Genomic DNA, 12,849 nt, shown 5'->3' with positions numbered 1-12,849 from the left:
GCTGACGGGATAAGCGAGGAGAATCAACCGGCCGAGGTTGCCGGGCCAAAGACGGAAAACTGCGGTAGTTGCACGTTCTGGTAATTTTCCCAGCCACCGCCGAGCGCTTTATAGAGTGCAACCAGGTCGAGGCAGCTCTGCACGCGCGCCTGCTCCGCCTGCTGTTTCGCCTGGGAAAGCTGCCGCTGGGCATCCAGCACATCAAGGAAGGTGGACAGCCCTTTACGATAGCTGTCGCTGGCCAGATCGAAACTGTTTTGCAGAGCGGACACCGTTTCATCCATCTGCGTTACCCGTTCCTGATCGGTACGATAGCTAACCAGCGCATTTTCCACATCCTGCAACGCCGTTAACACCGTCTGACGATAGCTGAGCGCCGAGTTAGCCTGCTGTGCCCGTGAAAGCCTGACGCTGGACACCAGCCTGCCGCCCTGAAAAATCGGGATCGACAGCGAAGGGCCGTAGCTGTAGAAATGGCTGCTCCAGTTATCGAGATAGCTGGCATCGGTATTGCGCACGCCAAGCTGCCCGGTAAGCGAGAGGCTGGGAAACAGCTGCGCTACCGATACGCCAATGTTGGCGGTAGCAGCATGCAGGTTCGCCTCTGCCTGGCGAATATCGGGACGACGCCGCGCCAGCGTGGAAGGAATGCCCACCGGCACTACGTCTGGCAGTGCAGGCAACGGTTTATCCTGCATCAGTTCGGCATCCAGTGCGCCCGGCGGCTTGCCGAGCAGCACCGCCAGGCCATTCATCGCCTGACGCGCCTGCGCCTGATACTGCGGTAGTTGCGCACGCAGCGAACTGAGCTGCGCACGAGCGTTTTCCACATCCAGCTGGGGTGCCAGGCCGTTGCGCTGCTGGCTCTGGGTCAGTTCCAGCGTCTGCTGCGCCACCTCAATCTGCGTTTGCAGCGTGCGCGTTATTGACTGCGCGCCGCGCAGCTGTAGCCAGACGCGCGCCACTTCCGCCTCCAGCGAAACCAGCGCATCGTTGCGGCTTTCGATCGACTCCTGCTGCTGCGCTTTTGCCGCCTCAACCTGACGCCGCACTTTACCCCACAGATCCAACTCCCATGAGGCATCAAAACTGCCCTGATACAGGCTGATCGGCCGCGTCAGGCTGTCGAGCGAGCTGCGCAGTTCAGGCGCATTGCTGTCCAGCAGATCGTAAGCGCCGTTCGCTTTCAGTACGCCTTCCGCACCCAGCTGCTGACGCTGCGCCGAGGCCCTACCGTTAACAGACGGGAACAGGCCGCCCCGCGCCTGTGCCAGCTGTTCACGTGCGCCGGCGATACGCAGCACCGCCTGTTGCAAGGAAAGATTGCCCAGAATCGCCCGATCGATCAGGCTGTTGAGCTGCGGATCGTTAAAGTTTTTCCACCAGTCGGCGCGCGGCGCGCCCGCCTGGGGACGCGAGGCCGCCTGCGAGGGCAAGTCATGCCAGACAGCCGGAACCTGCGCCTGAGGCGGCTGATAATCGGGGCCAACCGCACAGCCTGCCAGCAGCAGCGACAGCATCAGCCAGCCGGGACGCATGTTATTAACGTTCATGTCAGTGTGCTCCTGCGCTACCTTCGCTTTTAACCGGCGAAAGCAGAAAACATAGGGGAATCAGGACAAAGGCAACGATGCCCAGCCCAATAAAGACATCCACATAGGCGAGGATGCGCGCCTGCACAATCATTTGCTGATAAAGCTGACCGGTAGCCAGCGCCAGCGGATCGCCTGCCGCCGAGCTGAAATCGCGAACCGCCTGCGCCCAACGCTCCAGGGTGATATTAAACTGCTCGTTAAGCGGCGACATGTTATGCACCAGATGCGCGCTGCGTACCTGTTCGCGCTCGGTAATCCCGGCAGTGGAGAGCGAAATACCGATCGAGCCCGCCACGTTGCGGAACATGGTAAACAGCGCCGAGGCATCCGCATTCAGCCGCTGCGGAATCGTAGCGAAAGCGATAGTGGTCAGCGGCACAAACAGAAAACCAAGGCCGATAGACTGGGCGCTGCGCATTAACACCAGCGTGGTAAAATCAACCTGCGGCGTCAGCGTGGCGGAATAGAACATGGACAGCGTCAGGCAGAGAAAGCCGAAGGCGATAATCCAGCGCGTCTGTACCAGCGGCATCAGCTTCAGCACCAGCGGAATGGTTAGCACGATGAGGATCGCCCCCGGCGACAGCACCAGTCCTGACCAGGTGGCGGTGTAGCCTAAATCCTGCTGCGCCAGCTGCGGCAGCACGACAGAACTACCGTAGAGGATCATCGCCATGCCCGCCATCAGCAGCCCGGAAACCCAAAAGTTGCGATCGCGTACCACACCGATTTCCACTACCGGCCTGCGGGCATACATCAGCCAGTAAACCGCACCCACCAGGCCGATAAAGGTCATTACGGCAAAAAACTGAATAAAATGTGAGGCGAACCAGTCTTCATCCTCACCGCGATCCAGCATCACCTGCAAACAGCCGAGCCCCAGAGTAATCAGGCAGATACCGATATAATCGATATTCAGCTTACCCTTCGCCCAGCGTTTTTCCCACGGCGGATCTTCCAGTAGCTGGTAGATGGCTAACGTAGAGAGGACGCCAACCGGCACGTTAATAAAGAAGACCCAGCGCCAGCTAAAGTTATCGGTGATCCAGCCGCCGAGCGTCGGCCCGATTACCGGCGCGACGATAATCGCAATTGCCGAGAGGCCAAAGGCTTTACCGCGATCTTCCGGTTTAAAGTAGTCGAGCAACACCGACTGCTGCACCGGCTGTAATCCACCGCCGAAAAAGCCCTGCATAATGCGGAACAGAATAATCTGCCACAGTTCGGTGGCGATACCGCACAGGAAAGAGCAGATGGTGAACATCACGACGCAGATAAGGAAATATTGCTTGCGCCCAAACAGGCGGCTGAAAAAGGCCGAGATCGGCAGCACGATGCCGTTTGCCACCAGATAGGAGGTTAACACCCAGGTAGATTCGTCATAGCTGGAAGAGAGCGTCCCGGCGATATGCGGCAGCGCAACGTTGACGATCGTGGTATCCAGGATCTCCATGAATACCGCCAGCGTCACCGTCACCGCCACCAGCCAGGGATTGCTGGTTGGCTGCCAGCTTTGGCTCTGGCTCATTCCACCGTCACCTTAGGCGCAACCGAGAGTCCCAGCGGCAGAGGTTTATCAGGATCGAGACCTTTATCAATAACGATTTTGACCGGCACGCGCTGCACGATTTTGACAAAGTTGCCGGTGGCATTTTCCGCCGGGAAGGCGGAGAAGCGCGAACCGGAGCCCATTTGAATGCTGTCTACGTGCCCTTCCAGTTCCATATCCGGCCAGGCATCGACGCTAATTGTGACCCTGTCACCTGGGTTCATACGTTCCAGCTGCGACTCTTTAAAGTTTGCCACGATCCAGATATCTGGCGAAACCAGCGAAAAGAGCGAGCTGCCCGCCTGTACCAGCGTTCCGGTCTGCACGTTGCGTTTGGTGACAAAGCCGTCATAGGGCGCACGTACCTCGGTATAGGAGAGGTTCAGTTCCGCTGTATTCAGCTGCGCCTGCGCCTGCGCCACCTGCTGACGGCGCGCCTCGACGTTAGTTTCCTGCTGGCGAATTTGCAAATCAACCTGCGAGGCAACTTCTACCTGCGCTTTCGCACTTTGCAGCTGCGCCTGCGCCGATCGCAGCTGGGCGCTGGCGCTATCAATATTACGCTGCGAGGTGGCGCGCGGATCGACGCCGCGTAAACGACGATAGTCCGCCTGAGCATTCATCAGGTTAGCTTCCGCCTGCGCCTGCTGCGCCAGCGCCTGATCGCGCTGTGCCGGATACTGAACGCGTGACAGCGCCAGCTGGGCTTCCGCCTGGTGTAGCTGCGCTTCGGCCAGCGCCAGCTGAGCTTTTGCCTGATCGCGCTGCGCTTCATTATCACGCGGATCGATCACCAGCAGCAGATCGCCTTTTTTAACGCGCTGGTTATCATCGACCAGCAGCTTAACCACATAGCCAGAGGTTTTGGCGGCAATGGTTACCGCATTTCCTTCGGTAAAGGCGTCGTCAGTTGTTTCTTCATTACGCGTGGTAAACCAGAAGAAAAATGCCACAATCAGCATCACCAGCACCACAATACCGAGGATAATCAGCGGCTTTTTGCCGGGGCGCTTACGCGGCTGTTCATCCTGCTTATTATCATCCTGATTTTCTTGATTATTCTGGTTTTCTTGCGCTTCCTGATGCCGTGGTGACTTATCATCATTTGAAGATTTATCATCTGTATGCGTCATTGTTTTTCTCTTTCTGGTAACCATCAATCCTGAAGTGCTGCTCAAGGATAACCATAGAAAGAAAAACAACAAATACCAGGATTTATTGACAAATTTCCCCTGAGTAAGGGTACTGCGTTATCAGGCCGTGCCGTTTCGTCAGTGCAACAGCAGCCAGAGCAGCCAGCCGCACAGCATGGCCCACAGCAGCATTGGTATAGAAAAGAGATGAAATTGCCACCAGATGCGGCGATCCTGCGCCATACGCAGCGCAATCAGATTAGCCAGCGATCCCGGCAGCAGCCCAAAACCGCCGATATTGACCGCCCATGCCAGCAACGCGTTAGCGGGAAGGAACTGCAACAGCAAAATAGTAGCCGGTACATTGCTAATAACCTGTGAAAGCCCTGCCGCTAACAGAAAGCGTCCGCCCTCTCCGGTCTGAGTTAGCATCTGCATGCCCTGCTGTAGCGCAGGCAATCGCGTCAGCAAATGAACGTCGATAAACATGGCGATAAAAACCACCAGCAGGCTCCAGTCAATTTGCAACAACACCCGCCGTGCCATCAACAAATAAGCGGCAAAGATCGGCAGCAGCGCCCAGGCTGCCAGCTTCAACTCCAGCGCCACAATAAACAGCAGATAGAGCGCCACGCTGAGCCAGAGCAGTGAACGACGCCAGCTGACCGGCGGCTGCGTCTGTTGCTGAATAGGTTTGGCGCGGAAGGCAAAGCCGGTTAGCAACAGAAGGCTGAGCAGAATAACCGCCGCAGGCGGCAGCATTTGCCAGACAAAGGCACCGAAGCTTGCCCCGCTGGTGCCCCATAACAGGATATTTTGCGGATTACCGATAGGCGTCAGCATCGAACCGGCGTTAACCGCCAGCGCTTCGAAGATAATCAGGCGCATCACCGGTAGCGTGGTGGCCTGACGCAGCGTCAGAGTCAGCGGCACCAGAATAAACAGTGCAACATCGTTGGTAAGAAACGTTGAGAGTAACGCCGCGCCGCAGACCATAAACAGCGCCAGCGCGCGCTCATGGCGGAAGCGCCGAATCAGCTTACGGCCCAGCACCTCAAAATAACCGCTGGACTCAATGCCCCGCGTCAGCATCAGCAGGCCGCACAGCGTAACAATGGTATGCCAGTCTACGGCAGCGGGCAGATCGCGCCACTGAAAAGGAACGATGCAGGCCAGCAGCAGCCCTAACAGCAGCAGCAGGTGCAAAAAACGGTCATGCAAAAACGGCTTAAGTAAGGTTGCCATAGCGATCTGTGCTAATAAGAGAAACTATTGTCGGCTTTCACAGAACTGACGAAAAACACGCAGGGTTTCATCGCTGACGTGATGCTCAATCCCCTCCGCATCGCGGCGTGCGGTATCGGGGCTGATGCCCAACGCCAGCAAAAACATCTCCACGATGTGATGTCGCGCCCGGCTCTCTTCCGCCAGTTTTTCACCTTCGCCGGTAAGAAAGACGCCGCGATAAGGCACCTGTTCAACAAGTCCGGCGCTGCCGAGGCGCTTAAGCATCTTAGCTACCGTTGGCTGAGAAACCCCCAGCCGTGCAGCCATATCCACCTGGCGCGCCTCGCCAAACTCACGAATTAAATCGGAGATAAGCTCGACGTAGTCATCAATCAATTCACGACGATGTGCTTCGCGAACCTGCCGGAAACCTTCGACATGCTCTTCTATTTCTTTTAATGGCCCGTTAAGCGTGGCGGGAACGGGCTTTGCACGACGACTCATTCAGCTTCCTCTTATTTTTCAACCGGTCATGTCAGGCGCTGCCGGTCTGTAAGTGGCACATTGTAAACCATCGGCAACGAAGCACAAATTTTCGCTATTTAGCATTGGCTAAGGGATATAGCCAGTGCTATATTTGTTGATAAAGTAGCCAGCCCGACAGCAAAGGAGTCCGAAAATGAATGAACCTTATCTGCTGTTGCTAATGTTTCTGCTGTTTATAGCGGGGCTGTGCATGTTACTCGCCAGACGATAAACCGGAGGTTTCCATGAACACAATGAAACGCTGTCTTGACTGTGGCAAATGTGTTCAGCGCTCACGTCAGGCTGATTTCAACTGGAGAAGTTTACTCTGCCTGCTGACGCGCTCACCGTTCCGCCTGCGCCTGGCGCTGCTGGCCTTGCTCAGCGACGGATGCCCTGAAGACGCCCCCTGCTCACGCCTTATCTGACGCGGCCTGGCAAATTTCTGCCATGACGGGTTTATCTGAAAAACGGAAGTTTGCGTAGTGCAGAGACAAAAAAACGGCCCCTCTCAGGGCCGTTTTTGTTATCCTGCCTGTGAGCAAGATTAGAAGCTGTAGCCAACGCCTGCGATCCAGGTGCCAACGTCAACGCTGCGGATACGGCTCTGCTCGTAGCCTACGTCGATAGCGAAGTTTTCATACGGGTTGAACTGCAGACCAGCACCGTAAGAAAAGCCAACATCGCTGGTGTCGGTTTTGTTACGAACAGCCTGCTCGTTCTGCTGGAATTTACCGTAGCCGATACCTACTACGCCGTAGATGCTTGCCCAGTCGTTAAAACGGTAAGCCGGACCACCGGTGATGCTGTAGTATTGGCCTTTGTTGTAAAAGCCGTTTTCGCTACGATCTTTCTCAGTGTAAGTGAAAGAACCGATCCAGCCCAGTGGGTTAGAGCCATCTTCGTAACGATATTTCAGGTTGAAGCCGTTAGCTTTGTTCGCAACGCCCTGCATATCGCTCTGAGCGTAACCGCCAGAAACGGTGCTTTGCGCCATTGCGGAACCGGCAGTAACAGCCAGTACACAAGCCAGTGCTGAAAGACATGCAATTTTTTTCATAACCACCTCAAATGTGATAGTACTTCTCTCCTGACAACGCTGAAAATATAACAAAACTCAGCGGGAAACTCTGCCTTGAAATCATTGTCTAACAGATAGTTTCGTGTAACAGAAAGTTAATGAATTGTCGCAGGTTGTTCTTTTTACTTAAAAAAATCGCTTTTTACCCCTTGTTTCCTGGTGAGATAAAAAAAGGTTCATTAAGATAGTTCTTAAATAAATCTGACACTTCTTTACGCAGAAAGCCAGCAAACCGCTCAAAATTTCATCACCTCTCAATAAAAATTTTCTTTGCAGAGCGAAAAATTTCCCCCTCAGTCGATCTTTTTGGTACGTCGCGAGTACACTAAGCATCCTACCCGCTCATGGATAACCAAGGCAGATTAAAGGATGTCTTTTCGCTCTCTACGTAGCTCGTTAACCTCATCACAGGCAATTTTACCGCTTATCGTTTTACTGATAGCGATGATCTCCATTCAGGGCGGCGCGGCTCTGGCAAAATCCCTGTTTCCCAGCGCCGGTGCACCGGGTATTACCGCGCTGCGCCTTGGTCTGGGTACGATCATTCTCTGTATCATCTTTAAACCCTGGCGGCTGCGCTTTGATGCCCGGCAGCGTAAAGCGCTGGTGCTTTACGGGCTGGCGCTGGGCGGTATGAACTATCTGTTCTACCTCTCTATCAGTACCGTGCCGCTGGGCGTGGCGGTTGCGCTGGAGTTTACCGGCCCGTTGGCCCTGGCGCTGTTTGGTTCGCGGCGGCCGCGTGATTTTATCTGGGTACTGATTGCGGTACTGGGGCTGTGGTGGCTGCTGCCGCTGGGCCAGAGCATCAACCATGTCGATCCTAAAGGTGCCGCGCTGGCGGTAGGTGCAGGCGTCTGCTGGGCGCTTTACATACTGGCGGGCCAGCGTGCCGGGGCAGAACATGGCCCGGCAACGGTGGCGGCAGGTTCAATTATCGCGTCGATTATTTTTGTTCCGCTGGGCCTCACCTTCGCCTCCGAAGGTATCTGGCAGTTCTCTCTGCTGCCGATGGCGCTGGCGGTCGCGGTGCTTTCTACCGCGCTGCCCTATTCACTGGAGATGATGGCGTTAACGCGGCTACCGGCCCCTACTTTTGGCACCCTGACCAGCATGGAACCAGCAATGGGCGCGCTCTCCGGCATGATTTTTCTTGGTGAATCGCTAACGCTGGTGCAGTGGCTGGGCCTGCTGGCGATCGTTATTGCTTCGGCTGGAGCCACCGTTACCAGCCGCCCGCGTAAAGTGACCGTTGTCGCTCTTGATAACAGTAATTAGTCAATTTTTACGAATATTCCTGGTCAGCCTGGTTTCCCGGGCTGAATATCCTTTCATAACAAATCGTAATATGCTCTCTGCGCTGCCGTTTGGCTACGGTTTATATTTTGTAAAACTTACTCAAATTAATTATCAATTACGGCACTTTGCCAGATTAAAATAATTAAATTATAAAAATCATAAAGTTAAAATAATTACATTGCACCAGCGAACAATAAGCCGGTCATTACTTCTGTCGGAAAAAATAAAAAAATTCCTTTATTGGCAATTCGATAACCCCTATTTGTGCCATAGACAACAACTTTCCGGCAACCTTTCAAACCGGTGCTATACTTAATCCCGTGCTTAATTAGGACAAACGACATTAGAGGATATTAATGATGAGTACCGCAAAACTGGTTAAAACGAATTCTTCCGATCTGATTTATACCCGTAACAACGTGGCGGAGAACGAGAAAAAAGCTACCATCGAGGTACTTAATCGTCTGGTTGTCGAATTCATCGACCTGTCGCTGATTACTAAACAGGCGCACTGGAACATGCGTGGCGCTAACTTTATCGGCGTACATGAAATGCTGGACGGCTTCCGTACCGCCATTACCGATCATCAGGATACCATGGCAGAACGTGTGGTTCAGCTGGGCGGCGTTGCGCTGGGTACGGCGCAGGTAGTGGCAGATAAAACCCCGCTTCAGAGCTACCCGCTGAATATTCACAGCGTTCAGGATCATCTGAAAGCGCTGGCTGACCGCTACGGTCTGGTAGCCAATGACGTGCGTAAAGCCATTACCGAAGTGAATGACGAAGATACCGCAGATATCTTTACTGCCGCATCACGCGATTTGGATAAATTCCTGTGGTTTATCGAATCTAACATCGAGTAATCACGCGCTTAACCGAAACCACCAGGCGGATGGGAAACCATCCGTTTTTTTTCGCCTTTTTGTTATCACTTTACAACGCATTCAGCATCTTAGTCACTCCCTTATTCCCCCACCGCTTGCTGGGCATCGCTACCAATAGCGCCTTCATGCCGTTCGAATTTAAACAGGGCGATAAATATGTCGGCTTCGACATTAATTTATAGGAGTCGCGGGCTTTTTTAGCTCTTATGTCCTGAAGGAATTCAGAATAACGTCAAATAATCAGCGTCTATACTTTGCTGGCAATGTCGCCGTATTTGTTGCCCTGAGGAAAAAGATGTTGGGAATTAATGCCGCGTGGTTACGCCTGCGCAAGGGAATTCTGTTCGTCCTGTTGTTTAGCCTGAACCCTGCGGCACAGGCGGTATCGATGCCCGCCGCCGTTGCCAGCCAGCAGGCCCAGAAGCCTGCCGCCGATACAGCTCAGCATGAACCCACGTTAGAGGAAAAGAAAGCGGCCTGGAGCGCGCTGGCGACAATTCTGGAAAACGATCGGTCACGTGAAGCGCTGATTGAGCAATTGCGCAATGCCGCCGCCAACCCCTCTGATACCACAGCGCCAGAGCTGACGCCGCCCACGGCAGAGGAAGAGGAAGACAAAACCGTCTTGCAAAGCGTTACCGAGGTGACACGCCAGTATGGCGGGAAATTCGCCGGCAGCTTTATTCATCTTTATCACAATATCTTCTCTGCCCCACACAAAACCTTTAACCAGCAAACCTTTTTCAACGCGCTTAACCATTTTCTGATGCTCGCCGTTGCGCTGTTCGCCTTCTACTGGCTGATCCGCATGCTGGTTTCGCCACTTTACCGACGTATGGGCCAGTGGGGACGGAAAAAGAGCAACCATCCCGGTAGCTGGTTACATCTGCCGCTCACGATTTTCGGTGCTTTTGTTACCGATCTGCTGCTGTTGGCGCTGGCGCTGTTTGTCGGCCAGATCCTCAGCGATAACCTCAATGCCGGTAGCCGCACCATCGCCCGGCAACAGGGGCTATTCCTTAACGCCTTCGCGTTGATTGAATTTTTTAAGGCGGTACTGCGGCTGATTTTCTGCCCGCGCTACCCGGAGCTGCGCCCCTTTCCGCTTAGCGACCTGCGGGCGCGTTACTGGCATACCCGCCTGAGCTGGCTGAGCGGTCTGATTGGTTATGGCCTGCTGGTCGTGGTGCCGATCGTCTCCAACCAGGTTAACGTGCAGGTAGGCGCGCTGATTAACGTAATCATTATGGGCCTGATGACCGCCTGGGCGCTGTGGCTGATTTTCCATAACCGGCGCAGCATTCAGCGTGAACTGATTAGCCTTTCCGAGCGCTCGCTCTCTTTCTTTTCGCTGTTTATCCGCGCCTTTGCCTTCATCTGGCACTGGATCGCCTGCGCCTACTTTATCGTGCTGTTTTTCTTTTCGATCTTTAATCCCGGCGACAGTCTGCAATTTATGATGTCGGCCACGGTACGTAGCCTGGTAATTATCGGCCTCGGCGCGCTGGTCTCCGGTATGCTGACGCGCAGGATCAGCAAAACCATCATCCTGTCGCCGGAGCTGCGCCGCACTTATCCGGAGCTACAAAAGCGAATTAACGGCTGGATCTCCTTTATGCTGAAGGCAGCGCGTATTCTCACCGTCTTTGCCGTCGTGCTGCTGCTGTTGAATGCCTGGAACCTGTTCGATCTCTGGTACTGGCTTACCGCCGGTGCGGGTGAAAGGCTGGTGGACGTGCTGATCCGCGTCTTTATGATCCTGCTGTTCTCGGCGGTGGGCTGGACGCTGCTGGCCAGCCTGATTGAGAGCCGCCTCTCCTCCGATATTCATGGACGCCCAATGCCCAGCGCCCGTACGCGTACGCTGTTAACGCTGTTCCGTAACGCGCTGGCGGTGATAATCAGCACCATCACTATTATGATCGTACTGTCGGAAATAGGCGTGAATATCGCGCCGCTGCTGGCGGGCGCAGGCGCGCTGGGACTGGCGGTCTCTTTCGGTTCGCAGACGCTGGTAAAAGACATTATTACCGGTATCTTCATTCAGTTTGAGAACGGCATGAATACTGGCGATCTGGTCACCATCGGGCCGCTGACCGGCACGGTTGAACGTATGTCGATCCGCTCAGTCGGCGTGCGCCAGGATACCGGTGCCTATCACATTATTCCCTGGTCATCGATCACGACCTTCGCCAACTTTGTACGCGGTATCGGCTCTTTTGTCGCCAATTATGATGTCGATCGCCACGAAAACAGCGATCGGGCCAACGCCGCGCTGCGGGCTGCGGTGGATGAGTTACTGACGCGTGAAGATATTCGCCCGCTGATTATTGGTGAGCCGAACTTCGCCGGGCTGGTAGGGCTGACCGAGCGCGCCTTTACCGTGCGCGTCTCCATCACCACCCAGCCGCTGAAACAGTGGACGGTGCGTTTTGCGCTGGATGAACTGGTAAAGAAACACTTTGACGCGGCGGGGATTAAAGCACCGCGCCAGACGGTGCAGCTGATGCAGCACGGCGAAGAAAGCGCTGGCAATACGGCGATAAAGAACCTGCCAGCGCCGGAATAATCCTCAGGCGCGCGGCTTCATCAACCGCGCCCGCGCCGCGCTGTCCATAAAGGTCCAGGCGATAAAGCGGCTCTGCTTCTGTCCCTGGGCCATATCTATAATACGCACCTCGTGCGCACCGGCATCGGCCAGCGCCTGACGCAGCGCGGGCAGATGCTCGCGCCGCGAGACCAGCGAAGTGAACCAAACCACCTGGCGTGCGTAATCAACGCTTTCCGTAATGCTCTGGCCGATAAAGGCCAGCTCGCCGCCTTCGCACCATAGTTCACCCTGCTGACCGCCGAAATTGAGCGGCGCACCTTTTTCCAGGCCTAAATTCCGCGCCTTACGGGTGCTACCCTCTGCCGCCTGCTCGCTGGAGGCGTGGAACGGCGGATTACAGATGGTGGCGTGGTAAAACTCATTTTTGTGAATGATGCCGCGGAAGATGTGTTTACTTTCTGACTGTCGGCGCAGACGGATACCGCGGCGCAGAGACGGGTTAGCGTCCAGAATCGCGCCCGCCGCCTTCATCGCCTGCGGGTTGACTTCTGAGCCGGTAAAGCGCCAGCCATATTCGCGATAGCCAATCAGCGGATAGATGCAGTTAGCGCCGCAGCCGATATCCAGCAGGTTAATATCACGCGGCACCTGCTGCTGATTATCTTCCGCCAGCAGATCGGCCAGCCAGTGCAGGTAATCGGCACGTCCCGGCACCGGCGGGCAGAGAAAGCCGTCCGGAATATCCCAGCTCTCGATCTGATAAAAGTGTTTCAGCAGCGCCTGATTCAGGGTTTTTACCGCCTGCGGATCGGCAAAATCGATCGAGCTGTCGCCACGCGGCGTGGTGACAATAAACGCCTGCAACGCAGGGTGGGCGGCGATCAGCGCGGGAAAATCGTAGCGTTGACGATGACGATTACGGGGGTGCAATTGACTCTTGGTGGCGGGCTGTTTCATCAGGTTCTCTCTCTGGTAACGCCGCGTAAGATACCCGCTACGGAAAAA

General features: G+C 55.0%; 11 protein-coding genes and 1 pseudogene. 5 read left to right on the top strand and 7 right to left on the bottom strand.

The window, feature by feature from the left end:
- Nucleotides 1-23: 23 nt before the first annotated feature.
- The 5 genes from C7M51_RS03395 to mntR all read right to left on the bottom strand — a co-directional run bounded on the left by C7M51_RS03395 (nucleotide 24) and on the right by mntR (nucleotide 6,008).
- On the bottom strand, nucleotides 24-1,553 hold the full coding sequence (locus tag C7M51_RS03395) for an efflux transporter outer membrane subunit (protein ID WP_160620505.1): 1,530 nt from the start codon (nucleotides 1,551-1,553) through the stop codon (nucleotides 24-26).
- Nucleotide 1,554: 1 nt separating this feature from the next.
- Nucleotides 1,555-3,123, bottom strand: coding sequence for a DHA2 family efflux MFS transporter permease subunit (locus tag C7M51_RS03390; protein WP_160620504.1), 1,569 nt, complete (start codon nucleotides 3,121-3,123; stop codon nucleotides 1,555-1,557).
- Entirely contained in the window at nucleotides 3,120-4,277 is a 1,158-nt protein-coding gene (locus C7M51_RS03385) for an HlyD family secretion protein (protein WP_160620503.1), read from the bottom strand. The genes C7M51_RS03390 and C7M51_RS03385 overlap by 4 nt, the downstream gene beginning before the upstream one ends.
- Nucleotides 4,278-4,415: 138 nt before the next feature.
- Entirely contained in the window at nucleotides 4,416-5,522 is a 1,107-nt protein-coding gene (locus C7M51_RS03380) for an SLC13 family permease (protein WP_160620502.1), read from the bottom strand.
- A gap of 24 nt (nucleotides 5,523-5,546) precedes the next feature.
- Nucleotides 5,547-6,008: a manganese-binding transcriptional regulator MntR gene (gene mntR, locus C7M51_RS03375; protein WP_160620501.1), complete on the bottom strand. Its 462-nt coding sequence runs from the start codon at nucleotides 6,006-6,008 to the stop codon at nucleotides 5,547-5,549.
- A gap of 266 nt (nucleotides 6,009-6,274) precedes the next feature.
- Between mntR and C7M51_RS03370 the strand changes: the two genes are divergently transcribed.
- A complete protein-coding gene (locus tag C7M51_RS03370; protein ID WP_160620500.1) occupies nucleotides 6,275-6,457 on the top strand; it encodes a hypothetical protein in 183 nt (60 codons plus the stop codon).
- A gap of 119 nt (nucleotides 6,458-6,576) precedes the next feature.
- On the opposite strand, the gene ompX is transcribed toward C7M51_RS03370, so the two are convergent.
- On the bottom strand, nucleotides 6,577-7,089 hold the full coding sequence (ompX, locus tag C7M51_RS03365) for an outer membrane protein OmpX (RefSeq protein ID WP_160620499.1): 513 nt from the start codon (nucleotides 7,087-7,089) through the stop codon (nucleotides 6,577-6,579).
- A gap of 390 nt (nucleotides 7,090-7,479) precedes the next feature.
- On the opposite strand from ompX, the gene rhtA reads away from it, so the two are divergent.
- The 4 genes and pseudogenes from rhtA (at nucleotide 7,480) to ybiO (ending at nucleotide 11,862) form a co-directional block, all read left to right on the top strand.
- Entirely contained in the window at nucleotides 7,480-8,388 is a 909-nt protein-coding gene (gene rhtA / locus C7M51_RS03360) for a threonine/homoserine exporter RhtA (RefSeq protein WP_160620498.1), read from the top strand.
- Between the two features lie 380 nt (nucleotides 8,389-8,768).
- Nucleotides 8,769-9,272, top strand: a complete 504-nt coding sequence (gene dps, locus C7M51_RS03355; RefSeq protein WP_141174710.1) for a DNA starvation/stationary phase protection protein Dps — start codon at nucleotides 8,769-8,771, stop codon at nucleotides 9,270-9,272.
- Between the two features lie 59 nt (nucleotides 9,273-9,331).
- Nucleotides 9,332-9,472, top strand: a pseudogene (gene glnH / locus C7M51_RS22405) (glutamine ABC transporter substrate-binding protein GlnH); the annotation flags it as partial.
- 116 nt (nucleotides 9,473-9,588) lie between these two features.
- The gene (ybiO, locus tag C7M51_RS03345; protein ID WP_160620497.1) at nucleotides 9,589-11,862 is read left to right on the top strand and encodes a mechanosensitive channel protein; all 2,274 of its coding nucleotides are present in this window, start codon (nucleotides 9,589-9,591) and stop codon (nucleotides 11,860-11,862) included.
- A gap of 3 nt (nucleotides 11,863-11,865) precedes the next feature.
- Here the strand turns inward: ybiO and rlmF are convergent, their stop codons facing one another.
- Entirely contained in the window at nucleotides 11,866-12,801 is a 936-nt protein-coding gene (gene rlmF, locus C7M51_RS03340; protein ID WP_160620496.1) for a 23S rRNA (adenine(1618)-N(6))-methyltransferase RlmF, read from the bottom strand.
- Nucleotides 12,802-12,849: the final 48 nt, after the last annotated feature.

Source organism: Mixta intestinalis, from assembly GCF_009914055.1.
In the GTDB taxonomy this organism is placed as follows: domain Bacteria; phylum Pseudomonadota; class Gammaproteobacteria; order Enterobacterales; family Enterobacteriaceae; genus Mixta; species Mixta intestinalis.
Note: the sequence above shows the minus strand (reverse complement) of the source record. Positions and strands in the feature narration are given on the sequence as shown.

Coding starts and splice junctions, on each gene's coding strand:
- C7M51_RS03395 (WP_160620505.1), bottom strand. CDS start 1,553: ATGAACGTTAATAACATGCGTCCCGGCTGGCTGATGCTGTCGCTGCTG.
- C7M51_RS03380 (WP_160620502.1), bottom strand. CDS start 5,522: ATGGCAACCTTACTTAAGCCGTTTTTGCATGACCGTTTTTTGCACCTG.
- rlmF (WP_160620496.1), bottom strand. CDS start 12,801: ATGAAACAGCCCGCCACCAAGAGTCAATTGCACCCCCGTAATCGTCAT.
- ybiO (WP_160620497.1), top strand. CDS start 9,589: ATGTTGGGAATTAATGCCGCGTGGTTACGCCTGCGCAAGGGAATTCTG.
- rhtA (WP_160620498.1), top strand. CDS start 7,480: ATGTCTTTTCGCTCTCTACGTAGCTCGTTAACCTCATCACAGGCAATT.
- C7M51_RS03385 (WP_160620503.1), bottom strand. CDS start 4,277: ATGACGCATACAGATGATAAATCTTCAAATGATGATAAGTCACCACGG.
- dps (WP_141174710.1), top strand. CDS start 8,769: ATGAGTACCGCAAAACTGGTTAAAACGAATTCTTCCGATCTGATTTAT.
- mntR (WP_160620501.1), bottom strand. CDS start 6,008: ATGAGTCGTCGTGCAAAGCCCGTTCCCGCCACGCTTAACGGGCCATTA.
- ompX (WP_160620499.1), bottom strand. CDS start 7,089: ATGAAAAAAATTGCATGTCTTTCAGCACTGGCTTGTGTACTGGCTGTT.
- C7M51_RS03390 (WP_160620504.1), bottom strand. CDS start 3,123: ATGAGCCAGAGCCAAAGCTGGCAGCCAACCAGCAATCCCTGGCTGGTG.
- C7M51_RS03370 (WP_160620500.1), top strand. CDS start 6,275: ATGAACACAATGAAACGCTGTCTTGACTGTGGCAAATGTGTTCAGCGC.